26 protein-coding genes are annotated in these 24,776 nt (G+C 71.5%); 16 read left to right on the top strand and 10 right to left on the bottom strand.

Going from position 1 to position 24,776, the window contains the following annotated elements:
- The first annotated feature begins 36 nt into the window (after positions 1–36).
- Positions 37–1,911, top strand: a complete 1,875-nt coding sequence (locus tag OG521_11440) for a discoidin domain-containing protein (protein WUW21364.1) — start codon at positions 37–39, stop codon at positions 1,909–1,911.
- 115 nt (positions 1,912–2,026) lie between these two features.
- On the top strand, positions 2,027–5,107 hold the full coding sequence (locus tag OG521_11435) for a glycoside hydrolase family 3 C-terminal domain-containing protein (protein ID WUW21363.1): 3,081 nt from the start codon (positions 2,027–2,029) through the stop codon (positions 5,105–5,107).
- Positions 5,108–5,168: 61 nt separating this feature from the next.
- Here the strand turns inward: OG521_11435 and OG521_11430 are convergent, their stop codons facing one another.
- Together OG521_11430 and OG521_11425 are read right to left on the bottom strand one after the other, a co-directional pair.
- The gene (locus OG521_11430; GenBank protein ID WUW21362.1) at positions 5,169–5,837 is read right to left on the bottom strand and encodes a class I SAM-dependent methyltransferase; all 669 of its coding nucleotides are present in this window, start codon (positions 5,835–5,837) and stop codon (positions 5,169–5,171) included.
- A gap of 44 nt (positions 5,838–5,881) precedes the next feature.
- The gene (locus OG521_11425) at positions 5,882–6,523 is read right to left on the bottom strand and encodes a TetR/AcrR family transcriptional regulator (GenBank protein ID WUW21361.1); all 642 of its coding nucleotides are present in this window, start codon (positions 6,521–6,523) and stop codon (positions 5,882–5,884) included.
- A gap of 126 nt (positions 6,524–6,649) precedes the next feature.
- Between OG521_11425 and OG521_11420 the strand changes: the two genes are divergently transcribed.
- The 3 genes from OG521_11420 to OG521_11410 all read left to right on the top strand — a co-directional run bounded on the left by OG521_11420 (position 6,650) and on the right by OG521_11410 (position 9,599).
- On the top strand, positions 6,650–7,429 hold the full coding sequence (locus tag OG521_11420; GenBank protein WUW21360.1) for an SDR family oxidoreductase: 780 nt from the start codon (positions 6,650–6,652) through the stop codon (positions 7,427–7,429).
- A gap of 64 nt (positions 7,430–7,493) precedes the next feature.
- Complete coding sequence (locus OG521_11415; protein ID WUW21359.1) at positions 7,494–8,912, top strand: hypothetical protein; 1,419 nt, start codon at positions 7,494–7,496, stop codon at positions 8,910–8,912.
- Positions 8,913–9,002: 90 nt separating this feature from the next.
- The gene (locus tag OG521_11410; protein ID WUW21358.1) at positions 9,003–9,599 is read left to right on the top strand and encodes a dihydrofolate reductase family protein; all 597 of its coding nucleotides are present in this window, start codon (positions 9,003–9,005) and stop codon (positions 9,597–9,599) included.
- A 60-nt stretch (positions 9,600–9,659) separates the two neighbouring features.
- Here the strand turns inward: OG521_11410 and OG521_11405 are convergent, their stop codons facing one another.
- Entirely contained in the window at positions 9,660–11,273 is a 1,614-nt protein-coding gene (locus OG521_11405) for an adenosine deaminase (protein WUW21357.1), read from the bottom strand.
- Between the two features lie 175 nt (positions 11,274–11,448).
- Between OG521_11405 and OG521_11400 the strand changes: the two genes are divergently transcribed.
- From OG521_11400 to OG521_11385, 4 genes are read left to right on the top strand one after another with little or no spacing between them, the layout of a single operon-like run.
- Positions 11,449–11,838 (top strand): GntR family transcriptional regulator, encoded by a 390-nt coding sequence (locus tag OG521_11400; protein WUW21356.1) that lies wholly within the window; start codon positions 11,449–11,451, stop codon positions 11,836–11,838.
- Positions 11,835–12,725, top strand: a complete 891-nt coding sequence (locus OG521_11395; GenBank protein WUW21355.1) for an ABC transporter ATP-binding protein — start codon at positions 11,835–11,837, stop codon at positions 12,723–12,725. Before OG521_11400 ends, OG521_11395 begins: the two co-directional genes overlap by 4 nt.
- Positions 12,722–13,747, top strand: a complete 1,026-nt coding sequence (locus OG521_11390; GenBank protein WUW21354.1) for an ABC transporter permease — start codon at positions 12,722–12,724, stop codon at positions 13,745–13,747. The genes OG521_11395 and OG521_11390 overlap by 4 nt, the downstream gene beginning before the upstream one ends.
- 57 nt (positions 13,748–13,804) lie before the next feature.
- On the top strand, positions 13,805–14,500 hold the full coding sequence (locus OG521_11385; protein WUW21353.1) for a methyltransferase domain-containing protein: 696 nt from the start codon (positions 13,805–13,807) through the stop codon (positions 14,498–14,500).
- Here OG521_11385 and OG521_11380 read toward each other — a convergent pair.
- From OG521_11380 to OG521_11370, 3 genes are all read right to left on the bottom strand, one after another.
- Positions 14,466–15,725 (bottom strand): PQQ-binding-like beta-propeller repeat protein, encoded by a 1,260-nt coding sequence (locus tag OG521_11380; protein ID WUW21352.1) that lies wholly within the window; start codon positions 15,723–15,725, stop codon positions 14,466–14,468. The two genes, OG521_11385 and OG521_11380, sit on opposite strands and share 35 nt — an antisense overlap.
- Positions 15,726–15,793: 68 nt before the next feature.
- On the bottom strand, positions 15,794–16,045 hold the full coding sequence (locus OG521_11375; protein WUW21351.1) for a DUF397 domain-containing protein: 252 nt from the start codon (positions 16,043–16,045) through the stop codon (positions 15,794–15,796).
- Entirely contained in the window at positions 16,042–16,863 is an 822-nt protein-coding gene (locus OG521_11370) for a helix-turn-helix domain-containing protein (GenBank protein WUW21350.1), read from the bottom strand. The genes OG521_11375 and OG521_11370 overlap by 4 nt, the downstream gene beginning before the upstream one ends.
- Before the next feature lie 111 nt (positions 16,864–16,974).
- Here OG521_11370 and OG521_11365 point away from each other — a divergent pair, with 111 nt between their 5' ends.
- The 3 genes from OG521_11365 to OG521_11355 are packed head-to-tail and all read left to right on the top strand — an operon-like array spanning position 16,975 to position 19,139.
- Positions 16,975–17,445, top strand: a complete 471-nt coding sequence (locus tag OG521_11365; GenBank protein WUW21349.1) for an ATP-binding protein — start codon at positions 16,975–16,977, stop codon at positions 17,443–17,445.
- 15 nt (positions 17,446–17,460) lie between these two features.
- Positions 17,461–18,507 carry an NAD(P)/FAD-dependent oxidoreductase gene (locus OG521_11360; GenBank protein ID WUW21348.1) on the top strand — a complete coding sequence of 349 codons (1,047 nt, stop codon included), beginning with the start codon at positions 17,461–17,463 and terminating at the stop codon, positions 18,505–18,507.
- A complete protein-coding gene (locus OG521_11355; protein WUW21347.1) occupies positions 18,504–19,139 on the top strand; it encodes a class I SAM-dependent methyltransferase in 636 nt (211 codons plus the stop codon). Before OG521_11360 ends, OG521_11355 begins: the two co-directional genes overlap by 4 nt.
- A gap of 48 nt (positions 19,140–19,187) precedes the next feature.
- Here the strand turns inward: OG521_11355 and OG521_11350 are convergent, their stop codons facing one another.
- Positions 19,188–20,339, bottom strand: a complete 1,152-nt coding sequence (locus tag OG521_11350; GenBank protein ID WUW21346.1) for an FAD-dependent monooxygenase — start codon at positions 20,337–20,339, stop codon at positions 19,188–19,190.
- 213 nt (positions 20,340–20,552) lie between these two features.
- Here OG521_11350 and OG521_11345 point away from each other — a divergent pair, with 213 nt between their 5' ends.
- Positions 20,553–21,173 (top strand): TetR/AcrR family transcriptional regulator, encoded by a 621-nt coding sequence (locus OG521_11345; GenBank protein WUW21345.1) that lies wholly within the window; start codon positions 20,553–20,555, stop codon positions 21,171–21,173.
- A gap of 119 nt (positions 21,174–21,292) precedes the next feature.
- Complete coding sequence (locus OG521_11340) at positions 21,293–21,850, top strand: DinB family protein (protein ID WUW21344.1); 558 nt, start codon at positions 21,293–21,295, stop codon at positions 21,848–21,850.
- A gap of 69 nt (positions 21,851–21,919) precedes the next feature.
- On the opposite strand, the gene OG521_11335 is transcribed toward OG521_11340, so the two are convergent.
- Both OG521_11335 and OG521_11330 read right to left on the bottom strand, forming a co-directional pair.
- Entirely contained in the window at positions 21,920–22,450 is a 531-nt protein-coding gene (locus OG521_11335; GenBank protein WUW21343.1) for a hypothetical protein, read from the bottom strand.
- Positions 22,447–22,692, bottom strand: a complete 246-nt coding sequence (locus OG521_11330) for a helix-turn-helix transcriptional regulator (protein WUW21342.1) — start codon at positions 22,690–22,692, stop codon at positions 22,447–22,449. Before OG521_11330 ends, OG521_11335 begins: the two co-directional genes overlap by 4 nt.
- 67 nt (positions 22,693–22,759) lie before the next feature.
- On the opposite strand from OG521_11330, the gene OG521_11325 reads away from it, so the two are divergent.
- Positions 22,760–23,278: a proline dehydrogenase gene (locus OG521_11325; protein WUW21341.1), complete on the top strand. Its 519-nt coding sequence runs from the start codon at positions 22,760–22,762 to the stop codon at positions 23,276–23,278.
- 96 nt (positions 23,279–23,374) lie between these two features.
- On the opposite strand, the gene OG521_11320 is transcribed toward OG521_11325, so the two are convergent.
- Positions 23,375–23,998: a YceI family protein gene (locus OG521_11320; protein ID WUW21340.1), complete on the bottom strand. Its 624-nt coding sequence runs from the start codon at positions 23,996–23,998 to the stop codon at positions 23,375–23,377.
- A 226-nt stretch (positions 23,999–24,224) separates the two neighbouring features.
- Between OG521_11320 and OG521_11315 the strand changes: the two genes are divergently transcribed.
- Positions 24,225–24,746, top strand: coding sequence for a hypothetical protein (locus OG521_11315; GenBank protein ID WUW21339.1), 522 nt, complete (start codon positions 24,225–24,227; stop codon positions 24,744–24,746).
- The last annotated feature ends 30 nt before the right edge of the window (positions 24,747–24,776 follow it).

The raw sequence follows: 24,776 nt of genomic DNA, 5'->3' as shown, positions 1-24,776 counted from the left end.
CGCGCAGCCTCCTTGGATACGAACGGGAGCCCCACCGTGCCCTCTCGTACGACTCTGGCAGCCACCACCGCCGCACTGATCGCCCTCGCCGCCCCCATGGCCTTCGCCGCTCCGGCCGCCCCCCGGCCGGCGGCGCAGGCCGCGGCCTGGGACACCGACCGGGCGGCCGCCGCCCACACCGCCGACCCCGGCGCCGTCACCGCGTCCGGCAGCGAGAACGACGCCACAGGACCGGGGGCCGCCGCCGACGGCAACGGCACCACCCGCTGGTCGAGCAACACCGCCGACGACGCCTGGATCCGGGTGGACCTCGGCGCCACCCTCCGCATCAGCCAGGTCACCCTGGACTGGGAGGCCGCCTACGGCAAGAAGTACGTCCTGGAGGTGTCGAAGAACGGTACCGACTGGACCGCCTTCTACACCGAGGACGACGGCACCGGCGGCAGCGTCACTGCGCACACCTACCCGCAGGAGGTCACCGGACGCTACGTCCGGATGCGCGGCATCCAGCGCGCGACCGCCTGGGGCTACTCCCTGTACTCCTTCAAGGTGTACGGAGGGGAGCAGGCCCCCGCCTCCACGACCCGCACCAACCTGGCCCTGAACCACCCCGCGTACGGCAACCTCTACCAGCACGCCGGCAACTCACCGGCCTTCGTCACCGACGGCGGCTGGCCGGCCGACCTCAAGGCGGACCAGTCGCGCTGGTCCAGCGACTGGAACGCGGACCGCTGGGTCGGCGTCGACCTGGGCGCCACCTCCACGATCGACACCGTCGACCTGTACTGGGAGGCGGCCTACGCCGTCGACTACCGGATCCAGGTCTCCGACGACAACCGCACCTGGCGCACCGTCTACCAGCCGTCCGCCGCCGACGTCGCCGCCCGCCGCGCCGATGTGAAGGCGCCGGGCGAGGCCGCCGGACGCCATGACACGGTCACCCTGCCCACCCCGGCGACCGGGCGCTACGTCCGGATGCTCGGTGTCGAACGCCGCTCGTTCTACAACCCGGCGCCCGCCACCGCCCAGTTCGGCTACTCCCTCTACGAGTTGCAGGTCTGGGGCACCGGAGGCAGCGCCGACGCCGCCTACCCGGCCCTGCCCAAGAACCCCGGCGGCGCCTACAGCACCACCTTCTTCGACGACTTCACCGGCTCGGGGCTGGACCGCTCCAAGTGGCGGGTGGTGCGCACCGGCACGGAGATGGGACCCGTCAACGGCGAGTCGCAGGCCTACGTCGACTCGGCGGACAACATCCGCACCGAGAACGGCGCCCTCGTCCTGGAGTCGAAGTACTGCAAGGCGTGCACCCCCACGCCCAACGGCACCTTCGACTTCACCTCCGGCCGGGTCGACACCAACACCAAGTTCGACTTCACCTACGGCAAGGTCAGCGCCCGTATGAAGCTGCCGGTCGGCGACGGCTTCTGGCCCGCCTTCTGGATGCTCGGCAGCAATGTCGACGACCCGTCCGTCTCCTGGCCCGGCTCGGGCGAGACGGACATCATGGAGAACATCGGCTACGGCGACTGGACCAGCTCCGCCCTGCACGGCCCGGGCTACTCGGCCGACGGCAACATCGGCAAGCAGCAGACGTATCCGAACGGCGGCCGCGCCGACGCGTGGCACACCTACGGCGTCGAGTGGACGCCCGAGGGCATGACGTTCACCGTCGACGACCGGGTCGTCCAGACGACCTCGCGCCAGAAGCTGGAGTCGACCCGCGGCCAGTGGGTCTTCGACCACAACCAGTACGTGATCCTCAACCTGGCCCTCGGCGGCGCCTATCCGGCCGGCTGGAACAAGGTCACCACGCCCTACTGGGGTCTTCCGCAGTCCAGCGTCGACCGGATCGCGCAGGGCGGCATCAAGGCGGAGATCGACTGGGTGCGCGTCGAGCAGAAGAAGTAACCGGCCCGTCCGGCAGAAGCACCCCCGCACCTCAAGGTCACACCCGCACCCCGCGCGCGGCACGGCATCCGCACCCCGCCGTGCCGCGCGCGGTCACCGTACCGAGGAGCCGCACATGCCACCACGCACCCGTCACCGCGCGAGACCCGCGACGGCCGCACTCGCCGCCGCCACCGTCCTCGCCGGCCTGCTCGCCGGCGCGGTCCCCAGCGCGGCGGCGCCCGCCGCGGCCGACGATCCGGCACCCGTGGCCGTCGACCGGTTCGAGGGCGAGGTCCCCTTCGCGAACCAGCCCGCCGAGGGCATCTTCACCTGGGGCGGCGACGCCGACGACCCGCCCGCCCTGGCACTGAAGGAACGCGCGGACGCGCCCGAGGGCGCCAAGGTCCTCGAAGGCACCTACGACATCAGCGGCTACGGCGGACTCAGCCACGACTACGCCGCCGACCGGCCCGCCCACGACTGGTCCGCGCACAAGGGCATCCGGTTCTGGTGGTACGGCCAGAACACCGCACCCCTGCCGCCCGGTTCGGGCAGGAAGATCAGCTTCGAGATCAAGGACGGCGGCGCCCACGGCGAGGCCTCCGAGCTGTGGACCACCTCCTTCACCGACGACTGGGAGGGCTGGCACCAGGTCGAGGTCCCCTTCGCCGACTTCACCTACCGCGGCGACTACCAGCCGGTCGGCGGTATCGACCAGGTACTGGGCCTCAACGAGATGTGGGGCTACGCCCTCACCCTGCCGCCCGGCGCCCCCGGCAAGTTCGCCATCGACGGCATGGAGCTGTACGGCAAGGCGGACGCCGCCCTGAAGGCGAGCGTCGTCACGGACGCGGCCGTCCACCCCGTCACGCAGGGCGCCACCGCGGACATCGACCTCTCCGTCGCCACCACCGGCTCCCTCCCGCTGGACGAGCCCGTGACCGTCGCCTACGAGACCAAGGGCGGCAGCGCGGCATCCGGCACCGACTACACCCCGGTCAGCGGCACGTACACCTTCCCCGCCGGCACGGCTTCCGGCACCGCGCACCGCGTCTCCGTCGACACGAAGAAGATCACCGGATCCGCCTCCGCGAAGACGGTCCCGCTCGAACTCACCGTCACCGGCGCCAGGCCGCCGAAGGAGAACCCGCAGGTCGTCATCGACGCCCACGGGCTGCCCTACCAGAACCCGAAGCTGCCGGTGAAGCAGCGGGTCGCCGACCTGCTCGCCCGGATGTCGCCCGCCGAGAAGGCCGGCCAGATGACCCAGGCCGAGCGCAACGCGCTCAGCTCCCAGGGCGACATCGCCACCTACGACCTCGGTTCGCTGCTCTCCGGCGGTGGCTCCGTCCCGACGCCCAACACCCCGGCCGCGTGGGCGAAGACGGTCGACTCCTACCAGCTGCGCGCCCAGGCGACCCGCTTCCAGATCCCGCTGATCTACGGCGTGGACGCGGTGCACGGCCACAACAACGTGATCGGCTCGACGATCATGCCGCACAACGTCGGTCTCGGCGCGACCCGCGACCCGCGGACCGTCGAGAAGACTGGCGCCGTCACGGCGAACGAGGTGCGCGCCACCGGTATCCCGTGGGACTTCGCCCCCTGCCTCTGCGTCTCGCGCGACGACCGCTGGGGCCGTGCCTACGAGGCGTACGGCGAGGACCCGGCGCTCGTGGAGTCGCTGGAGACGGTGATCCAGGGCATGCAGGGAGCGGCCTCCGGCAAGGACCTGGACCGCAACGACAAGGTGCTGGCGACCGCCAAGCACTACGTGGGCGACGGCGGTACGGAGTACGGCTCCTCCACCACCGGTTCGTACCCGATCGACCAAGGCGTCACCAAGGTCACCCGGCAGGAGCTGGAGGCCGTCCACCTCGCCCCGTTCACCGAGGCCGTCGAGCGCGGGGTCGGCACGGTCATGCCGTCCTACTCCTCGCTCGACATCCTCGGGGACGACGAGGGCCCGGTGAAGATGCACGCCAACGCCGCGATGATCAACGGCGTGCTGAAGGACCGGATGGGCTTCGACGGGTTCGTCATCAGCGACTGGCAGGCCATCGACCAGATCCCCGGCGACTACGCGAGCGACGTCCGCACCTCGGTCAACGCCGGCCTCGACATGATCATGGTGCCGACGGCGTACAAGGACTTCACGAGGACGCTCCAGGACGAGGTCACCGCGGGCCGCATCACCCAGGCCCGGATCGATGACGCGGTCTCCCGCATCCTGACGCAGAAGTTCAGGCTGGGCCTGTTCGAGAAGCCGTACGCCGACACCGCCAACCTCGGCAAGGTCGGCTCGGCCGAACACCGCGCCGTGGCCCGTGAGGCCGCGGCCAAGTCCCAGGTGCTGTTGAAGAACGACGGCGGCGTGCTGCCGCTGAAGTCCTCGCAGAAGGTGTACGTCGCCGGCTCCAACGCCGACGACATCGGTAACCAGGCCGGCGGCTGGACCGTCAGCTGGCAGGGCTCGTCCGGGAACATCACCCCGGGCACCACGATCCTTTCGGCCATGAGGAAGGACGCCGCCTCGGTCACGTACTCCAAGGACGCGTCGGCCGCGACGGACGGCTACGACGTCGGTGTCGTGGTGGTCGGCGAGACCCCGTACGCCGAGGGCATCGGCGACGTCGGCAACGGTCACGACCTGGAACTCTCCGCCGCCGACAAGGCCGCGGTCGACAAGGTGTGCGCCGCGATGAAGTGCGCCGTCCTGATCGTCTCGGGCCGCCCGCAGCTCATCGGCGACCGGCTGGGCGGCATCGACGCGCTGGTGGCCTCCTGGCTGCCGGGCACCGAGGGCGACGGCGTGGCCGACGTGCTCTACGGCAAGCGGGCCTTCACCGGACAGCTCCCGGTCACCTGGCCGAAGTCCGAGGCGCAGCTGCCGATCAACGTGGGCGACGCGGCGTACGACCCGCAGTTCCCCTACGGCTGGGGACTCACCACGCTGAGGAAGCCCCCGGCCGGCGGCGAGCTGACGCTCACCGCGCTGGCGCTGGCCGCCCAGGTGGCGGAGAGGACCGGTCTCGGCCGGACCGAGGTGGGCCGGACCATCGTCGGCCAGGCCCGGCTGCTGGTCCAGCAGAAGGCCGGCGGGAAGCTGACGGAGAAGGTGTCCAAGCCGTTCGCGGACGCCGATCACCTGCTGCTGACCGGTGACCTGACCGGTGCGGTGGCGAAGCTGAGGGCGGCCTACCGGGCCGTCTGAGACGGGGGAGCGGGCGGGCGGCACTGATGCCGCCCGCCCGCTCCCGTGTGCCGTCCGGCTCTCAGGCGGGCTTCCTGGCCATGACGACGACGCCGGGACCGGTGTGCTCGTCCGCGGGGATGCGGAGATCGGCGACCGGGTGCAGTCCGGCCTGCTCGATCAGCTCCACGAACTGCTCCGGGCGCCACTTGTGCGTCGTCCAGCTGACGGGCACACCGCCGTAGGCCTCGGTGCGCACCAGGTCCTCGTCGCCGACATGGGTGGCGGTGATGAAGTGTCCGCCCGGCTTCAGGGCGCGCACGAACCCGGCGAGCACCTGGGGCAGCACGGCACGGGGCAGGTTGAACAGCGACCACCAGCCGAGCACACCGCCGAGCGATGCCTCGGCGAGGTCGAGGTCGGTGGCGGAGGAGACGCTGAAGCGGCACTCCGGGTGCAGCCGGCGCGCGTTCTCGATCATGCGGGGGGAGAGGTCGACGCCGGACACGTCGAGGCCGCGTTCGGCGAGGTAGGCGGTGACCGTTCCGGGGCCGCAGCCGACGTCGAGGACGGGTCCGAGGCCGGTCACGGTGTCGGCGAAGGCGTCGATCGACGCCTTGAGCCAGGGATGGCGGCGGATGTCCCCGATTCCCGTCGTCAGCACCATGTGGGCGTAGTTGTCGGCGACGCGGTCGTAGGACTCGCGGACGGTGTCGAGGTCGGCCGGGCGGTCGACGGAGTGGGCGCGCATCGGCCAAAGATAAGGGGTGGTGGCCCAGTCGGGGCCGCTCGCCCTCAACTTCCGGCCGGTCCCGGTGAGTCGGCGGCGGGGTCCGTGGCGACGCCCCGGAACAGGTGGTCGACCAGCCGGTCGGCGAACTCCGTCGTCAGCGGCTGCGCGGGCATCAGCAGCCGGTGGTAGACGGCTCCCCAGAGCTGGTCGACGATCGTCTCCAGGTCGGCGTCGGCCCGGATCTGGCCCGCGTCGCGGGCGACTGCGAGGCGTTCGACGGCGAGGGCGCGGCGCGGGGTGACGTAGTGCGTCGAGAGCGCATCGGCGAGATCGGGATCGCCCTGGGCGGCCCCGATGATGCCGGCGACGACGGGACCGTTGCCGTTCAGGAGATCGATGAACGCGTGCAGCTGTGTCGTCAGATCACGCCGGATGTCGCCCGTGTCGGGGAAGGCGAGGGTGGCCTGAAAGGCGTTGAAGTACGCGTCGAAGGCCAGGGCCCCGGGGGAGGGCCACCACTTGTAGAGGGTCATCTTGCTGACGCCCGCGCGGGCGGCGACCTTGGAGAAGGTCAGGGCGCGGACGCCCTCGGCGAGCAGGAGATCGGCGGCCGCGGTCAGCGTCGCGTGCCGGACGTCCTCCGCCCGGCGCCGTCCGCGCCCGGGCGTGAGCGGGCCGGGTCCCCCGGCCTCTGTCCGTTCCATGCGTGTCCTCCTCGTCCGGCACGGCCCCCCGAGCCACTATATGGACACCCGGGCCACATATATATGGACCACTCGTCCACATGATGTTAATGTACTTATCGTCCACAAAATGAGAGGGAGGTCGCCATGACCACCACCGACGACAACGGCAACGGCACGACCACCGGCGAGCAGTCCGTGCCCCGGGTGGCGATCGTGACCGGGGGCTCGGGAGGGATCGGCGGTGCGGTCGCGCAGGCGCTGGCCGCCGACGGCATGCCGGTGGTCGTGCACTACTCCGGCAGCGCCGAGCGGGCCGAGCGGGTCATGGCCTCGATCCGGGAGGCGGGCGGCACGGCCGTCGCCCTGTCCGGCGACGTCGCGGACGAGACGGCGATGACGGCCCTGTTCGACACGGCCGAGGAGCGCCTCGGCGGCGTCGACGTGGTGGTCAACACCGCCGGGATCATGCTGCTCGCCCCGCTGGCGGAGATGGCCCTGGACGCCTTCGACCGGATGCACCGGGTCAATGTGCGGGGCACGTTCGTCGTCTCCCAGCTCGCCGCCCGGCGGCTGCGCACCGGCGGCGCGCTCGTCAACTTCTCCACGTCCGTCACCCGGCTCCAGCAGCCGGCCTACGCCGCCTACGCGGCGACCAAGGGCGCGGTCGAGGCGATGACGCTGATCCTCGCCCGCGAACTGCGCGGCCGGGACGTCACCGTCAACGCCGTGGCCCCCGGACCGACCGCGACCCCGCTCTTCCTGGACGGCAAGAGCCCCGAACTGATCGAGAGGATCGCCGGCGCCTCCCCGCTGGAGCGCCTCGGCACGCCCGAGGACATCGCCGCCGCCGTCGCCTTCCTGGCCGGTCCGGGCGGCCGGTGGATCAACGGCCAGGTCCTGTTCGCCAACGGCGGCATCGCCTGACCCCGGGCCCCTACCCGGCCTCGCTCGCCGGGCGCCGCTCACCCGAGTGGGCTAACTTCGAAGTATGAGGAACAGGGCGTTCCCTCACTTCCTGGTCCCGGCTTTCCTGGCGGGACTGCTCCTTCTGCTGTCGGCGGCCGCTCTGCTCGTGGCCCCCGCCGCGACCGGCGCGACCGGCGCGACCGGCGCGACCGGCGTGGACGAGGTGGCGCAGGCGCTGCGCAAGAATCCGGTGTACGTCGACCCGGCCGCGTCCGGCCAGCTCTCCCGGGCCGAGGCCGACGCCCTGGCGAAGAAGATCAAGGACGCCGACAAGCCGGTCTTCGTGGCCGTGCTCCCGCGGACCTCCGCGTTTCCCGCGGACAGCGTCCTGCGGACGCTGCGCACCGACACCGGGATCACCGGTGTCTACGCGATCCGCCTCGGTGACGGCTTCAACGCGGGCGCCGACCCGCGGGTGATGTCCGAGCAGGCCGTCCAGAACCTCACCGCCGCCGTGAAGACGCCCGGCGCGGACACGGACGCCGCGACCCAGCTCAACGCCTTCGTCGACCGCGCCGTCGAGCAGGCCCGGGGCAGCGCCCCCAGTTCCTGGGGCGGCGCCTCCTCAGGCAACAGCTCGGCGACCGCGGGCCTGATCGCGGTGGGCGCGGTGGTGGTCCTCGGCGGCGCGGGCGCCTACACGGTCGTGCGCCGGAACCGGAAGCGCAAGGAGGCCGAGGAACAGGCCGCCCTCGACAAGCTCCGGGTCGTCGTGGACGAGGACATCACGGCGTACGGCGAGACCCTGGACCGGCTCGACTTCCACCCCTCGGAGCCGGGCGCCGACGACACGATGCGCGCCGACTACGAACGCGCCCTCGACTCCTACGAGAGCGCCAAGTCCCGGATGGAACACGCCCAGCACCCCTCCGACGTGCGCGGGGTGACGCAGGCCCTGGAGGACGGGCGCTACTCGCTCGCCGTCCTGGACGCCCGCCGCACCGGCGGCGAACTCCCCGCCCGCAGGCCGCCCTGCTTCTTCGACCCGCGCCACGGCCCCTCCGTGGCCGACGCCCGCTGGACCCCGTCGGGCGGCACCGCCCGCGAGGTCCCGGTCTGCGGCGCCGACGAGATACGGCTGCGCGACGGCGAGGACCCGATGAGCCGCACCGTCGACATGGGCGACGGCAGCAGGCGCCCCTACTGGGAGGCCGGTCCGGCCTACGGCCCCTGGGCGGGCGGCTACTTCGGCGGCGGCCTGCTCCCCGGCCTGCTGGTCGGCACCATGCTCGGCTCGATGCTCGCCACCCCGGCCTACGCGGCGGAGTACGGCGGCGGCGACTTCGGCTCGGGCGGCGACTGGAGCGGCGGCGACTTCTCCGGCTCCGACTTCGACTCGTCGGGCTTCGGTGGCGGCGGCTTCGGTGACGGGGGCGGCGGCGGGTTCGGCGACGGCGGCGGCTTCGGTGGCGGCGGAGACTTCGGCGGCGGCGGCTTCTAGCAGGCGCCCGGTCCGATGAGTTCCGGGCGGCGTGGCAGTCTCTCCTCCCGTACCCGTGATCCGGAGCAGGAAGTGCGAGGAGCGAGCCACATGCGCATCGTCATCAGCGAGTTCATCAGCCTGGACGGCGTCGTGCAGGCGCCGGGCGGTCCCGAGGAGGACACCGACGGCGGCTTCGCCCACGGCGGCTGGTCGCACCCCTTCTTCGACCCCGAGGTGGTGGGCGGCGCCTTCGACAGCGCGATGAGCTCCGCCCGGGCGCTGCTGTTCGGCCGCCGCACCTGGCAGACGATGGCGGCGGCCTGGCCCGATCGGGCCGGCGACCCGTTCGCCGACCGGATGAACGCCATCGAGAAGTACGTCGTGACCGGCACCCTGGGCGACTCCGACCTGACCTGGAACAACACCGAGCGCATCGACGGCGAGAAGTTCGTGGGGCGCATTCAGGAGCTGCGCGACAAGGGCGACGGCGATCTGCTGGTCATGGGCAGCCCCACCCTGGTGCGCGGTCTGCTGAGTGAGGGCCTCGTCGACGAGCTCAAGCTCGTGATCATGCCGGTGCTGCTCGGTGGCGGAAAGTCGATCTTCCCTGCGGACGGCGGCCTGCGCACCCTGGAGCTGGTCTCGACGACCGTCAGCGGCGCCGGAGTTCAGGTCTGCACGTACCGGCCGGTGGCCAGGGACTAGAAACGCGAGGGGTGCGGGACCTCTCGGCCCCGCACCCCGGCACGACGCTTACCGGAAGGGTCAGCCCCGGCCGCCGTGGGCGCGCTCGAAGGCGGCGAAGGCCGACTCCTGACGCCACTGCGTCGCGGCCTTCGGGCTGTCGGCCAGGAAGCGGGCGCAGCGCGTGCTCGGACGGTCGCCGGGCCGGCTGCCGAGGCAGGCGGGGACCGGGCGGTAGCCGGAGGGGGCGGAACCGGTGGCCCACAGGCTGCGGCCGTCGCGGAAGGCGTACTCCAGCGAGGCGCGGGCCAGGTCCTTCAGTTCGGTGTAGCCGAGGCCGTACGTCCGGGCGGCGTACTGGTACTCGTGGGTGACGTCGATCCGTGAGACGCCCGGGTCGTCGGTGGACAGGACCACCGGGACGCCGTAGCGGCGGTAGGCGTTGAACGGGTGGTCGTCGCCCGAGATGCCGAGGATCTGCTTGTTGCTGGAGAACGGCACCTCGACCGCGACCCCGCGCCGCGCCATCGTCCGGGCGAGCTGCCGCCAGTCGTCCTCGTGGACCAGGTCCACACCGTGCCCGATGCGTTCGGCACCGGCGACCAGGACGGCCTCGCGGATGTGGAAGGTCAGGTCCTCCGGCTTGACCAGACCGGGGGCCAGCTCACCGGCGTGCAGGGTGAGGTGGGCACCGGGGTACTGGCCGCGCAGGTACTTCAGCATCCGCATCTGGAGGCTGTAGTTGCTCAGCGAGCTGTCCCAGTCCTCCGGCTGCACCAGGTTGACCGCGACGAACCGCGGGTCGCGCTCGGCCAGCCGCATGCCGACCGCCATCTGCGTGAACACCCGGGCCGGGGAGCTGCCCCGGGAGACCTGGGAGATCCAGCGGACGGGGAGCCGGCAGCCGGGGTCGGGGCTGGCGGTGTCGCAGTGCGCGGTCGCACGGAAGTCCGCGTCGCCGTCGTCGGCCTCCTTGACCGCCTCGTTCACGACCCGGTCGAGCTGCCCGCCGGCCAGCAGCCTGCGGTGGAAGGCGGCCAGGTCGGCGTCGTAACCCACCTCGTCGGCAAGCTTCTTGGCGCTGTCCGACGCGGGAGTGACCATGGTCTCCAGATAGAACTGGTTCTGCTTCACCACCGAGTTGGCCACATTGGCCAGCAGCTTGCCCCGGTCCCACGTCGCCAGGCCGAACTTGCCGAACGTGTCGAAGAAGTGGTCGTGCCCGGACTCGTCGGCCGGGAAGTCCTGCATGGACCAGGCCCGGATGATCTGCTGCCGGAAGTCCGCGTCCGTCCGCGCGTCGGCGGCCGGCCTCGTGCCCGTGCCGCAGGGCGGCGCGACGGCCGTCATCGTCGCGTCGATGCACAGGCCCCGGTCGATCGCGAGCTTGATCAGGTACTCGGTCGAGGCCGCGCCCGACAGGTGGTTGTGCAGGTCGCCGCCCTTGGGCAGCGCCCTGAAGAAGGCGTTCAGCCGCTCGGGCCTGCTCTGCGACGCGTCGAGGTACGCGGCGGTCCTGCGCTCGGCCGCGGTCACCACGCGGGGCGAGACGGACCGGACGCCCTGCGGCGACGCGTCGGCTCCCGGCGCGGCCTCGGCCGGGATCGCCGGGAGCAGAGCCAGCACGGCGAGTGAGCCGAGACCGGCCAGGAAGGGGTACTTGTGACGGCGTGCCGTCGGGGTGGTTGAGATCACCGCCGAATGATCGCGTCTGGTTCAGATGGATATCACCTGAATCGCGGCCGTGGCAGGGCACGTCCACTCGATCGAGTGGGGGACCGAATGATCCTCGCCTGCCCCGCGACGGCCCTTGACGTGACATACCGCCAGAGTCCTATAGTGCTAGGACCCTAGATGAATAGAGGAGACGGTGATCGAGTTTCACCTCGATGCCCGGTCAGGCGTCGCGCCGTACCTGCAACTGGTGCACCAGGTCCGACAGGCCATGCGGCTGGGGCTGTTGTTCGAGGGGGATCGCCTGCCCACGGTCAAGGACGTCGCGGCCAAGGTGGCGATCAACCCGAACACCGTGCTCAAGGCGTACCGGGAGCTCGAGTATGAGGGGCTGGTGTCCAAGAAGCCCGGCGTCGGCACCTTCGTGTCGAGCACTCTCAGTGACGCCTCTCTGTCCCAACACGAGCCCCTGCGGCAGGAGTTGCGTGGATGGCTGGAGCGGGCCCGGGCCGCCGGGCTGGACGAGGAAAGCATCGAGGCCCTGTTCCTGAGCACGTTCCGTACGGCCACCGAAGAGGAGCAATGACCGCCATTCTGGAAGCCATCGGCCTGGGCAAGCGCTACGGCCGCCGCCAGGCACTCTCGGACTGCACGCTCAGCGTGCCCGCCGGCCGGGTCGTGGGCCTCGTCGGCCCCAACGGGGCAGGGAAGTCAACGCTCCTGCAACTCGCCTGCGGGCTGATCACCCCGACCTCGGGCACCATCGAAGTCGTCGGCGGACGGCCCGCCGCCGACGCGGCCCAGCTGGCCAAGGTCGGCTTCGTCGCCCAGGACACCCCCACGTACACCGGGCTGTCCATCGCCGACCACCTGCACCTGGGCGCCCGCCTCAACCCCACCTGGGACAAGGGCCTCGCGGAGGGCCGGATCCGGGACCTCGGCCTCGACCCCGCCCAGCGGGTCGGCAAGCTCTCCGGCGGCCAGCGGGCCCAGGTCGCGCTGACGCTCGCCGTGGCCAAGCGCCCCGAACTGCTGATCCTGGACGAACCCGTGGCGGCCCTCGACCCGCTGGCCCGCCGCGAGTTCCTTCAGGGACTCATGAAGCACGTCGCCGAGCACGGCACCACCGTCATCCTCTCCTCGCACCTGGTCTCCGACCTGGAACGGGTCTGCGACCACCTGATCTCCCTGGTCGCCTCCCGGGTCCAGCTCGCCGGAGATGTCGACGACCTGATCTCCACCCACTTCCGGCTGACCACGGCCCGCCGTGACGCGTCGAGCCTCCCGGAGGGAATGCGGGTGCTCCAGGCCACGCACACCGAACGCCAGAGCACCTTCCTGGTGCGTGCCGACACCGCCGTTCACGACCCCGCCTGGGTTCTGGAGCCCCTCGATCTGGAGGACCTGGTCCTCACCTACATGGCCGAAGGCAGAACCACTGTCGCCACGATGACCCCGGAGGCACAGCGATGATCTGGCTGACCTGGCGCCAGTACCGCGTCCAGACCCTCCTGGCCCTGGCGGCGCTGGCCGCTGTCGGGATCGCCCTCGTGATCACGGGGACGCAGATGAGGACCTCGTACGACGGCGACGTGGCCGGCTGCTCCACCACCTGCGAAGCGGCCAAGAACGCGTTCGTCCACGAGTACGAGACCCTGGCCGCCCTCGTCACGGGACTGCTCGTCGCCGTACCGGGCGTCATAGGGATCTTCTGGGGAGCGCCGCTCATCGCCCGGGAACTGGAGGCGGGCACGCACCGGCTGATCTGGAACCAGAGCATCAGCCGCGGCCACTGGCTCGCCGTGAAGCTCACGGCCGTCGGCCTGTCGTCCGTCGCCGTCACCGGTCTGCTCAGCCTCATGGTGACCTGGTGGGCCCGGCCGCTCGACGAGATCACCAGCAACCGCTTCGACCCGCTGCTGTTCGACGGCCGGGGCGTCGCACCGCTCGGCTACGCCGCCTTCGCCTTCACCGTCGGAGTCTGCGCCGGACTGCTGATCCGCCGGACGGTCCCCGCGATGGCGGTGACCCTCGCCTTCTTCGCCGCGGTCCAGATCCTCATGCCGTACGCGATCCGGCCGCTGCTCATGGAGCCGGTGCGGGCGGAGGTGGCACTCGCCGGCCTCGGCATGGCGGCGCAGGAGGGGAGGCCCGCCGAGGGCGCCACATGGAGCGCCACCGACATCATGCTGTCGGGCGACGGGGAGAACGCCCAGGTGAAGGTGGGCCTGTCCAGGCCCGGGGCCTGGGTCCTGTCCGACCTCGGCCCGGTACTGAACTCCGACGGCAAGGAAATGCGTGGCAGCGCGGGCTGTGCCGCACGGGAGACCGACCCGCTGCGCTGCTTCGCGAAGTCGGACTTCCATGTGGCGGTGGAGTACCAGCCCGGGGACCGCTACTGGACCTTCCAGTGGATCGAGACGGGGATCTTCGTCGCGCTCGCGGGCATCCTTTCCGGGTTCAGCGCCTGGTGGCTGCGCCGGCGCCTGGACTGACCGCACGCCGCTGCCGGTGCCCTCGGGCACCGGCAGCGGTACCCCTACATTGGTGCGATGGCTGACCCGCGACCTTCCCCGCCGGAGCCCGGCAGCACCGCCGACGTCGTCCGCACCTGGGACGCACGCGCCGCCCACTATCTCCGGCTGTTCCGCGACGAGTTGGACACCAAGCCCTTCGACCGCGAGATCCTGCACGCCTTCGCCGGGCGCGTCACCGAGGGCGGCAGGGTGTACGACGCCGGCTGCGGGCCCTGCGGCCATGTGACCGAACTCCTGGCCGCCCACGGCCTCGACGTGCTGGGCATCGACCTCTCGCCGCGCTGCGTCGCCCTCGCCCGGCAGGAGAAGCCCGGCTGCCGGTTCGCGGTCATGGACCAGCGGGACATCGCGGGGGAGCGGCTCGACGGCCTCGTCTCGTACTACTCGCTCCACGACCGGCCCAAACGGCATCTGGCCGCCACCCTGATCTCATGGGCGGCGGCGGTCCGCCCCGGCGGCCAGCTGCTGATCGTGGCGAAGGAGGGGACGGGCGACCACGTCGTCGACGATCCGCTCGGCAGCGATCTGCGGGTGTACTGGGCGGAGTTCACGCCGTACGAGCTCCGCAGGGCGGCCCGGGACGCGGGCTTCCGCGTCGACGGCTGCACGGTCCGCGAGGCGTACGACGACGAGATCCCGACCCGCCGCATCTACCTCACGGCCAGTCGCGCGGGCCTCACACCGCCACCGCGCCGATCCCCGTGTCCGTGACCACGTACAGCCTGCCGCCGGCGACCAGCGGGACCCGGGCCGCGCCCGTCCTGCCCGCCACGCGCCAGAGCCGCGCCCCGGTCCGGGCGTCGTAGGCCCAGATGTGCGAGCCGTGGGCCAGCAGCACCGACCGGCCCGGCACCAGGGCCGGAGCGGAGGTGCAGTCGTCCGACGTCGTACGCCACAGCCGCTTCCCGTCGGACGCGGCCCGTGCGGTGACATAGCCGTCCGGCTCCTTCCCGCCACTGGAGCGCGACCCCCGGAAACCGTCACTCGTCGCCAGGAACACGGCGGACCCGCCCGACGCCGCCTCGGGCGTCACCGGCGAATCGACGGTCACGCGCCAGCGCCTGTCGCCCGTCGCCGTGTCGTACGCGTACACGGCCCCGGTCCCCGCCTCGCAGGCGTAGACCGTGCGCCCGTCGTCGGAGACGGTGACCCGCGCACCGGGGGAGCGGCCGGACTCCCTGGGCGGCGCGGGGGACCTCCAGAGCCGCGCACCGGTGGCGAGGTCGTACGCGACGACCTCGTTGGCCTTCCCGGCCCCGGTCGCGTACATCACCTTCGCCCCGAGTGCCACGCTGTCCTGCCGCGGCAGCGACCAGCGCGCGTCACCGGTGTCGGCGTCGAGCACGGACACCCGGTCGCCGTCCCGGCTCTCCGCCACGAGTTGTCCGCGGGGCCGGTCCGCGAGCAGCAGCCGGTTCCCTCCGGTGCGCCACTTGGTACGGCCGCTCGCCGCGTCCAGCCCGCACAGCACTCCCTCGACCAGGGTGTGCGTCGAACCGGCGTTGTCCGCCACCTTCTCCGTCTCCATCAGCACACACACCGTGGAGCCGATCACCACCGGTGCCACCGGAGGCCCACCGCCCAGTGCCCCGCTCGCCCAGCGCCGGCTGCCGTCGCCGGCCGCGAGGGCGTTGACCTGCCCGCCCTCGGCCGCGACGTAGAGGTTCGACCCGACGACCGCCACCGGCCCGAGCCCTGCTTCGGCCTTCACCTCGGCCACCCACCGCCCACGCCCGCTCGCGGCGTTCACCGCATGCACGGACGGCGGGCCGTCGGCTGTGGCGTAGAGGGACCCGCCCGAGACGCTCAGGCTGCTCAACGCGCCGGAGGCCCCGGCCATCGCGTACGACCAGGTGCGGGGCCGCTCGGGCGGTGCGGGTACGGCCTCGCGCGAGTCGCCGAACACCCGCCAGGCCACCAGCGACCCGGCCCCCACGACTCCGGCCCCGAGCACGGCCCGGCGACCGACGCGTTGTCCCTGACTGCCTGGGAGCCTGCGTGCCCTCACACCGTCGCGTCGAGAAACGCGGACCAGGCGTGCGGGGGGACGGTGAGGACGGGACCGTCGGTGACCTTGGAATCCCGGATGTGCACGGCGGCGGGGTGCGCGGAGACCTCGACGCAGTTGCCGCCTTCGCTGGCGCTGTGACTGGACTTGCGCCAGTCGTAGGCGACTTCGAGGCAGGCCCCGCCCTGGTCGCTGCTGTAGCTGGACTTGAACCAGCTGAGGCCTGTGCGGTGTGCTGCGCGGGTCATGTCTCTCCAAGCAGGTCATCCAGTAGGCGCACGCTCTTCTCGGGGGAGAGCGCCTGCGATCGGAGCATCCCATATTTCTGGTGGAGGACGCTGACCTCACCGAGATCATCGACGAGGAAGCTCACGCGCTGGCCCTCGATATAGGCGAGTTGATCGTGCTGGGGCGTCTCCAGCAACACCATCGGGCCATCCAGAGCCGCGTGCGCCTCGCGCCTGGTCTCCATGATCTGGAGACCGAGAAAGGGGAGCTCGGCGCACTGCCGGAGGTGCTGGATCTGCTCGCGCAACACCTGGCGGCCGCCTAGCGGCCGGTGCAGGATGACCTCTTCGAGCAGGAAGTTCATCATCGGCCTCGGTTTGCGTTCCAGGAGCCTTCGACGCTCCAGACGTGCGGCGACCCGCTCGTCCACCTCCTCCGATTCCAGGGGAGGATAGAGCGAGTTGAACACCGCCCGCGCGTACGCCTCGGTCTGAAGCAGCCCCGGTACGACCTGGTTCTCGTACGAGAGCAGCGTCAACGCCTCCTGCTCGTACTCCACGAAGTCCTGCACGAACGCCGGGAACCGCTCCTTCTGCGGGACCCTCGTCACGGCGACCTGCAACGCCCCCTTGGTGTCCAGGAGTTCGTCCAGCCGGCCCGCGAGATCGAACTGGAGGGGCCGCCGCCCCTGCTCGATCGACGCGATCGTGTCCTCGCCCACGCAGAACTGATCCGCGAGGGCCGCCTGGGTCATCCGGGCCGCTTTGCGGAAGGTGGCGAGCTGGGCGCCGATCACGTGCCAGGACGTGACGCGCTTGTTCCTCTTTGCGGACTGCATGGAATACCTCTCCCCGTCACGGCCCCCGGATGACCCGTCAGAGGTCGTACAGCCGCGTTGTACGACCTGACCCACTGATCAACCGTAGTGACGGTGTGTGACCTTCGTCTCATGAATGAGACAACTCAACTCCCGTGCTTCCGTGAGGCGTTCTACCGGCGCGAACGCAGGTCGATCCCGCTCGTACGGAGGTTCGCGCGCGAGGCGCTCGTCGAGTGGGCGTGCGGGGTGGAGGCGGCGGACCTCCTGCTCTGTGTGAGCGAGCTGGCCACCAACGCGCTCGTGCACGGGGTGCCGCCGGGGCGCGGGTTCCGTATGCACCTGTACTGGGAGCGGGCCGAGGGCAGGCTCCGTGTCGAGATGCACGACAGCGGCGACGGCGAGGTGCCGGCCGACCCGGTCGCCCGTGGCGCGGAGCCCGATGCGGAGGCCGAGGGCGGGCGGGGGCTGCTGCTGGTCTCGGCGCTCGCGGATGCGTGGGGGGTGGCGGAGCGGGACCCCGGGAAGATCGTCTGGTGCGAGTTTGCCGCTTCGGCAAGGAACTTTGCCGGATTGGGACCGGACGCGCACCATCTTCCGTAGATGGAGGTGTTTCGCATGAGCGACATGACGCAGACGTACGACGTGGTGGTGATCGGTGGCGGGGCCGCCGGTCTGAGCGGGGCGCTGTCCCTGGCGCGGGCCAGGCGTTCGGTGCTGGTGATCGACGCGGGCAGCCCGCGCAACGCACCCGCGTCCCACGTGCACAACTACCTGGGCCGGGAGGGCACCCCGCCCGCGGAGCTGGTGGCCGTCGGCCGCAAGGAAGTGGCCGGATACGGGGCCGAGGTCGTCGAGGGCGAGGTCGTGTCGGCCGGGCCGCTGCCGGGCGGGGCCGGATTCCGCGTCGTACTGACGGACGGCACCGCCGTGACGGCGCGCCGCCTGCTCGTCACCACCGGGCTGGTCGACGAGCTGCCGCCGATCGAGGGCCTGGCCGACCGCTGGGGCCGTGACGTGCTGCACTGCCCGTACTGCCACGGCTGGGAGGTGCGGGACGCGGCGATCGGCATCGTGGCGCTGTCCCCGATGGCCGTGCACCAGGCGCTGCTGTGGAGGCAGTGGAGCGCCGACGTCACTCTCTTCCTGCACGACGGGCCCGAGCCGGGCGACGAGGAGTACGAGCAGCTGGCGGCTCGGAACATCGCCGTGGTGGACGGGGAGGTGACCGGGCTGGAGGTGGGCGGCGACGACCGTCTCACCGGGGTGCGGCTGGCCGGTGGCCGGGTCGTTCCGCGCGAGGCCGTCGTGGTCCAGCCGCGGTTCACGGCGCGCTCGGGAGTGCTCGACGGGCTCGGGCTGCGCGCCACCCCGCTGGAGATGGGCGGGCACACGCTGGGCACGTACATCGCGGTCGACCCGGTCGGGGCGACGGAGGTGCCCGGGGTGTGGGCGGCCGGTAACGTCGCCAGCCTGATGGATCAGGTCATCGGAGCCGCCGCCGCGGGGCTGAAGGCCGGCGCCGCCATCAACGCGGACCTTGTCGCCGACGACACCCGCCGCGCGGTCGGGGCCCGCCGCGCCCCCTTCTCGGCCGAGGCCGAGCGCCAGGTCTGCGAGAAGGCCCTCGGAAACCGCCGTCACGGACTGCAGGAGACACGATGACCCACGACAGCACCTCGGCCGCATCGGACGCCGAACTCTGGGACGAGCGTTACCGCGAGAGCCACCGCATCTGGAGCGGGAACCCCAACACGATGCTCGTCCGTGAGGTGGAGGGCCTGAAGCCGGGGCGTGCCCTGGACCTCGGGTGCGGCGAGGGGGCCGACGCGGTCTGGCTGGCCCGCTGGGGCTGGCAGGTCACCGCCACCGACATCTCGCGCGTCGCGCTGGCCCGGGCCGCCGAGCACGGGGCCGAGGCGGACGTCGCCGACCGGATCGACTGGCAGTTCCACGACCTCGGGGTCTCGTTCCCGGAGGGGGAGTACGACCTGGTCTCCGCGCAGTTCCTGCACTCCATGGGTGACCTGCCGCGCGAGGAGATCCTCCGCCGGGCGGCCGCGGCGGTGGCCCCGGGCGGCGTGCTGCTGATCGTCGGCCACGCGGGATTCCCCGCCTGGGAGCACGACCACGCGGACATGGAGCTCCCCACCACGGACGAGGTGCTCGCCTCCCTCCGGCTCCCGGAAGGGGAATGGGAGGTGCTGCTCAGCGCGGAGCACGAGCGCGTGCAGAACGACCCGGACGGCAACCCGACCACCCGCACGGACAACGCGCTGAAGGTCCGTCGGCTCTGACGGCCGGTGCGACGGGGGCGGCGGGAGCGGAGAACGGACGCCGGAGCTTCAGTTGCTGTCGCTGTTGCTGTCGCTGTCGTCGGTCGCGAAGTCGGGCAGTTCGGCGGACAGCAGTTCCTCGGCGCCGTGGTCGAGCAGCTGCTGCATCTTGTGGGAGCGGGACAGCATGGTCCGCTCGTAGGTGCGGATCGCGTCGTCGACGGTGCCGGTGCCCGCCACGGCGAGGGCCAGTTCGCAGGCGTCGAGCATGGCGAGGTTGACGCCGACGCCGAGCGGGGGCATGAGGTGGGCCGCGTCGCCGAGCAGGGTGACGGTGGGGTCGTGCTCCCAGCTGTGGGGGACGGGCAGGGCGAGGATGGGCCGGTCGACGTAGCGGCCGTCGTTGTCGGTGAGCAGCCGGCGCATGCGGGGTGACCAGTCGCGGTACTGCTCCACGAGGTGGGCGCGGAGGGGGCCGGTGTCCTGGACGGTGAGGCCGTTCGCGGTGATCCAGTCGGCGGGGACGCGCTGGATGATGTAGACGCGGATGTGGTCGCCGCTGTTGCGCTGGGCGAACAGGCCTCGCTCGCCGTCGGCCGCGGCGGCGCTTCCCCGGCCGACTAGTCCGGCGATGTCGGGGTGCCGGTTCTCGACGTCGTGGAACCACGCTTCGAGGAAGCTGACACCGCTGTACCGGGGCGTGGCGGGGGAGACGGCGCGTCGCACCTTGGACCAAGAGCCGTCGGCGCCGATGACGAGGTCGGCCTCGACGCTGGTGCCGTCGGCGAAACGCAACAGGCGGGGGCCTTCGGAGGGGCCGTCGACGGACGTGAGGGTGTGTCCCCAGCGCACGGTGCCGGGCTCCAGGGAGTTCAGGAGGAGATCGCGCAGGTGGCCGCGGTCGATCTCCGGCTTGAAGCGTTCGCCCTCCTCCGGGGTGTGGTGGAAGAGGACCTTGCCGCCCGGGTCCAGCTGGCGCATCTCCTGCCCCTCGGGGCGGGAGAGCCGGAAGAACTCGTCGAGGAGCCCGGCCTCGCGCAGGGCGATCTGGCCGTTGTCCTCGTGCAGGTCCAGGGTGCCGCCCTGGTTGCGGGACCCGGGGCCGGTCTCGTGGTCGTGAACGGTGGCGGTGATGCCGTGCCGCTGGAGGATGCGGGCGCAGGTCAGGCCGCCGGGTCCGGCGCCGATGATCGCGATGCGGGGAGGGGGTGCGGTGGTCATGGTGGTGCTCCGTTCGTGTGGGTGGCGCCGCGTCGCGGTGAAGGGGGCGTCAGCCGGCCGTGCCGGCGAGCATCACGCCCGGCAGCACCGCCTCATCCGATGGACGGTGGGCGGCGGGCCGGGCCCTGCGGCGCCATTCCAGAAAAACACACTCACCAAAAAAGTGCAACGGTGCAACTTTTGCTATCAGGCACTTTTGCGTACGATGACTGCATGACGACTCCGACTCCGCCCGCGGCTCCCGTGGGGCGCCGCGAACGCAAGAAGGCCGCCACCCGCCGGGCACTCGCCGACGCGGCCCTGGATCTCTTCCTCGCGCGCGGGTACGACGCGGTGACCCTGCACGAGATCGCCGAGGCGGCCGACGTCTCCACCACCACGCTCCTCAAGCACTTCCCCGGCAAGGAGGCCCTCGTCTTCGACGAGGACGCCGACCAGGAGGCCGGGCTCGTCGCCGCGGTCCGCGACCGCGCCCCAGGCGCGACCGTCCTCGATGCGCTGTGCGCGCACGTGAAGAGCGTTCGCCTCCGCCCGGCGGACTCCGACCCCCGCTACGCCGACTTCTTCGACCTGGTGGCGAACACCCCGGCTCTCGGCGACTACGCCCACCGCATGTGGATGCGCCACCAGGGCGCCCTCGCCCGCGCCATCGCCGATGACGCCGGCGCCCCGCCCGGCGATCCCCGTACCACGGCCCTGGCCCGCTTCGTCCTGGAGACGTCGGCGCTCGCCCACCGGGCCGAGGATCCGGAACGCGCGGTCGACGCCGCCTTCGACCTGCTCGAACACGGCTGGAACGGCACCGCGGCCCGACGGTCCGACGCCGGCCGTTGAGCCTCGTCCGGGCAGACAACGGAGTTCAGGCCGGCAGCGGAATTCAGGTCGGGAACTGACCTATACGGTCTCTAGTGTCTTCCTCGACCGGCCCACAGGAACGACAGAAGGCGGACATCATGACTGTCAGCGAGGCGACCACCCGCGACGTGACCGAGGCCCCGGCCGCCACCGGCGAGCGTGCCGACTGGCTGGAGGCGCTGGCCAAGCAGCGGCACTTCCTCCGCTTCACCACCCGTGACCTCACCGACGAGCAGGCCGGGATGCGCACCACGGCGAGCGAGCTGTGTCTGGGCGGGCTCATCAAGCACGTCACGGGGGCCGAGCGGGGCTGGGCGCGCTTCATCGTGGACGGTGCGTCGGGCATGCCGGACTTCACCGCGATGACCGAGGCCGACTGGGCGCAGCGCGCCGACGAGATGCGGATGCTGCCCGGCGAGACGCTGGCCGGGGTGCTGGACGACTACGCCGAGGTGGCCCGCCGCACCGACGAACTGGTCGCCGGCCTGCCCGACCTGGACGCCACCCAGCAGCTGCCCAGGGCGCCGTGGTTCGAGGGTGACGTGCGGTGGTCGGCGCGTCGGGTGCTGATGCACATCGTGAGCGAGACCGCCCAGCACTCCGGGCACGCCGACATCATCAGGGAGTCGATCGACGGCGCGAAGAGCATGGGCTGACCGCGGTCTGCCGATGGACGATGAACAACGGGCGGCGGGCGGCCGACGACGAGCGGCGGGGGAGTCGGCTCAGAACAGCTCCGATTCCGGTTCCGGCTCGTCCCGGACGGTCAGCCCCGCCACCCACAGCGGCATCAGCCAGTGCGCGACGAACACCGTGGCCAGCACGGGGACGAGCAGCGTCCCCGCCTCGGCCCGCCCGGTCCAGTCGCCGCCGGCGACGACACCGAGGGCGACCGCCAGCAGGAATGTGGTCAGGCGGTGCGCCCGGGCCCGCACCCGGTCCCGCTCCGCCACCTGGCGCTCGTCCAGGACGGGCGTCCGCAGTTCGAGCAGACCGCGGGTGGCGGCGTTGAGCACGCCCGTGGCCATGCACCACGGAAGGACCACGGCGAGCAGGGCGAAGGCGGGCCAGACCCGGTCGCTCGCGTAGGCGCCGGTGCCCGCGGCCAGGCCGGCCGCGGTGAGCGTGACGTGGGCGGCGACGGCCGTGCGGCGGCGCGTGGCCGTCGCGTACAGCGCACTCGCCCGGCGGTCGTTCATGAGGGCGAACATGCGCCGGTCGTACCGCGTGGGTCCCGCCATGCGTGTGGTGGTCATTGCTTCCTCCCGTAGACCTCGTCCGTGAGCGGGCGGAACGGCCGGAGGGAGAAGAGTGCTTCCACCGGCAGTCCGAAGAACTCGGCGATGCGCAGGGCCAGATCGAGGCTCGGGTTGTACTGCCCGCGCTCGATGTATCCGATGGTCTGGTAGTGGGCGCCGACCGCTTCGGCCAACGCCTGCCGGGACACCTTGCGTTCCGCGCGCACCATCGCCAACCTGTTGTGCACCTGCTCGCTCATGTATAAGAAGTACTACATTCCATGGTGGTACGACAACAGGTTCGACGGGCGGCGGCACAATGCGTCCATGGACGCAGAAGTTGCCGCGCTGCTCGGAGCCGCCGTCGGCTCGCTCGCCACGCTCGGCGCGGCGTTCGTGACCGGACGCGCGGCGGCGCGCTCGCAGTTCGACCAGTGGCGCAGACAGCACCGCAGGGACGCCTGTGTGTTCTACCTCGGCGCCCTGCACGACCGTGACATCGCCATGGACGCCGTGTTCGAGGCGCTGCGGCCGGACCGTCCCGACCTGGCGCAGGTCGAGGAGCGGGTGGGGCGCTTCGTCGGTCTGGCGCGTGAGGTGCACCGCGCGGCCGAAGTCGTCATCCTCGAAGGGCCGCCCCCTCTGGCGAAGGCCGTGGGCCGGCTGGGCCGGGCGTCCGGTGAACTCGCCGAGGTCATGCGGCGCATGGTGAAGGACGCGCACGCGGGGGACACCGCGGGCAAGGCGGCGGACACCGCCCTGGCCACCCTGCGGGAACGCGCCCTGCATCAAGAGGTGAAGAGCTTCCGCTCGGCCGCCGCCGACGTCTTCGGCAAGCCGCGCTGACGGGCGCCGGAACGCACCCCGCCGCCCCGGACGCCGAGCGCCCGCCGTCCTCCCCCGGAGGGGCGGAAGGCGGGCGCGCTCGGTTCAGGGGGTCGCTCAGGCCTGCGGGGCGGCGGCCTTGATCGCGGAGATGTCGAAGTTCAGCTTGACCTTGTCGCTGACCATCACGCCGCCGGTCTCCAGCGCCGCGTTCCAGGTCAGGCCCCAGTCGGAGCGCAGGATGTCCGCGCTGCCCTCGAAGCCGACGCGCTCGTTGCCGTACACGTCGGTCGCGGAGCCGTTGAACTCCAGGTCGATGGCGAGCGGACGGGTGACGTCCTTGATCGTGAGGTCGCCGGTGACGCGGTACTTGTCGCCGCCGAGCTGCTCGGCAGCCGTGGAGCGGAACGTCATGAGGGGGAACTTCTCGGCGTCGAAGAAGTCGCCGCTGACCAGGTGGCCGTCGCGGTCGGCGATGCCGGTGTCCACGCTGGCGATCCTGACGTCGATCGTCGCGGCGGAGTTGGCCGGGTTGCTGCCGTCCAGCGTCAGGCTGCCCTCGTGCTCACCGAAGGAGCCGCGCACGTTGGTCACCATGGCGTGGCGCACGGTGAAGCCGATGCTGCTGTGGGCCGGGTCGATCGCGTAGTCACCGGTGAGGGCGGCCAGGGCGGGGTCGACGACGACGGTGGTGGCAGCGGCGGCGGGGGTGTCGTTGTTCCGGCGGTTGAACAGAGCCATGGCTCCTCCTCGGGGACGTGATCGAGCGGGGCCCGACCTAGTTGTTTAACCTTCAACGAGATTCACTGTAGACCCATCTTGTTCAAAGTTCAACATCTAGGTTCGCGACTGTTACGGGCGACGCCGGGTGTTCACGACGCCGTTACACCGGGCCCTCTGGCGGACGCGCGTAGAACTCGGGCACTATCTCCTTGCCCACCTTGTCATGCACAGGAGGAGTCCCCCCATGGTGTCCCGTATGACGCTGCGCCCCGTCCTGACCGTCCTCGCCCTGGTCCTGGGCGTCCTCTTCGCCCCCGGAATCGGTGTCGTCACCGGTACGACGGACGCCTACGCCGTCACCAAGCTCACCCACAGCCAGGCGACCGCCAGATTCAGCTCGTCCGGCGTGACCTGGTCGTCCTCCGGCGGCTGCTCCAACCGGAACGTCGCCACCTGCACCTCCTTCGACCAGCTCAACCTGCCGACCGCCCAGGGGGCCCAGACCCTCAAGAGCGCCACCGGCTGCGCGCTCAACATCACCGGCGGCACCGAGACCGGGCACGCCGGTGGCACGTACTCGCACTGGAACGGCTACAAGCTCGACTTCGGCAAGACCACCTGTCTCACCAACTACGTGCACGGCGTGTTCAGTTACATCGGCCTGCGTGGTGACGGCGCACCCCAGTACAAGTCCGGCTCCGGCAACATCTACGCGGACGAGGGCAACCACTGGGACGTGACGTACTACAACTGCGGCGGCTGCTGATCCCGTCATCCGCCCCCGGACATGCCTGTG

Origin of the sequence: Streptomyces sp. NBC_01463, assembly GCA_036227345.1 — a bacterium.
Lineage (GTDB): Bacteria > Actinomycetota > Actinomycetes > Streptomycetales > Streptomycetaceae > Streptomyces.
The sequence above is the reverse complement of the archived record's forward strand: the minus strand, read 5'-3'. Positions and strand labels throughout refer to the sequence as shown.

Coding starts and splice junctions, on each gene's coding strand:
- OG521_11385 (WUW21353.1), top strand. CDS start 13,805: ATGGCTGACCCGCGACCTTCCCCGCCGGAGCCCGGCAGCACCGCCGAC.
- OG521_11325 (WUW21341.1), top strand. CDS start 22,760: ATGGACGCAGAAGTTGCCGCGCTGCTCGGAGCCGCCGTCGGCTCGCTC.
- OG521_11350 (WUW21346.1), bottom strand. CDS start 20,339: ATGACCACCGCACCCCCTCCCCGCATCGCGATCATCGGCGCCGGACCC.
- OG521_11320 (WUW21340.1), bottom strand. CDS start 23,998: ATGGCTCTGTTCAACCGCCGGAACAACGACACCCCCGCCGCCGCTGCC.
- OG521_11340 (WUW21344.1), top strand. CDS start 21,293: ATGACTGTCAGCGAGGCGACCACCCGCGACGTGACCGAGGCCCCGGCC.
- OG521_11355 (WUW21347.1), top strand. CDS start 18,504: ATGACCCACGACAGCACCTCGGCCGCATCGGACGCCGAACTCTGGGAC.
- OG521_11375 (WUW21351.1), bottom strand. CDS start 16,045: ATGACCCGCGCAGCACACCGCACAGGCCTCAGCTGGTTCAAGTCCAGC.
- OG521_11335 (WUW21343.1), bottom strand. CDS start 22,450: ATGACCACCACACGCATGGCGGGACCCACGCGGTACGACCGGCGCATG.
- OG521_11415 (WUW21359.1), top strand. CDS start 7,494: ATGAGGAACAGGGCGTTCCCTCACTTCCTGGTCCCGGCTTTCCTGGCG.
- OG521_11370 (WUW21350.1), bottom strand. CDS start 16,863: ATGCAGTCCGCAAAGAGGAACAAGCGCGTCACGTCCTGGCACGTGATC.
- OG521_11425 (WUW21361.1), bottom strand. CDS start 6,523: ATGGAACGGACAGAGGCCGGGGGACCCGGCCCGCTCACGCCCGGGCGC.
- OG521_11390 (WUW21354.1), top strand. CDS start 12,722: ATGATCTGGCTGACCTGGCGCCAGTACCGCGTCCAGACCCTCCTGGCC.
- OG521_11410 (WUW21358.1), top strand. CDS start 9,003: ATGCGCATCGTCATCAGCGAGTTCATCAGCCTGGACGGCGTCGTGCAG.
- OG521_11395 (WUW21355.1), top strand. CDS start 11,835: ATGACCGCCATTCTGGAAGCCATCGGCCTGGGCAAGCGCTACGGCCGC.
- OG521_11360 (WUW21348.1), top strand. CDS start 17,461: ATGAGCGACATGACGCAGACGTACGACGTGGTGGTGATCGGTGGCGGG.
- OG521_11365 (WUW21349.1), top strand. CDS start 16,975: ATGAATGAGACAACTCAACTCCCGTGCTTCCGTGAGGCGTTCTACCGG.
- OG521_11435 (WUW21363.1), top strand. CDS start 2,027: ATGCCACCACGCACCCGTCACCGCGCGAGACCCGCGACGGCCGCACTC.
- OG521_11315 (WUW21339.1), top strand. CDS start 24,225: ATGGTGTCCCGTATGACGCTGCGCCCCGTCCTGACCGTCCTCGCCCTG.
- OG521_11430 (WUW21362.1), bottom strand. CDS start 5,837: ATGCGCGCCCACTCCGTCGACCGCCCGGCCGACCTCGACACCGTCCGC.
- OG521_11345 (WUW21345.1), top strand. CDS start 20,553: ATGACGACTCCGACTCCGCCCGCGGCTCCCGTGGGGCGCCGCGAACGC.
- OG521_11420 (WUW21360.1), top strand. CDS start 6,650: ATGACCACCACCGACGACAACGGCAACGGCACGACCACCGGCGAGCAG.
- OG521_11330 (WUW21342.1), bottom strand. CDS start 22,692: ATGAGCGAGCAGGTGCACAACAGGTTGGCGATGGTGCGCGCGGAACGC.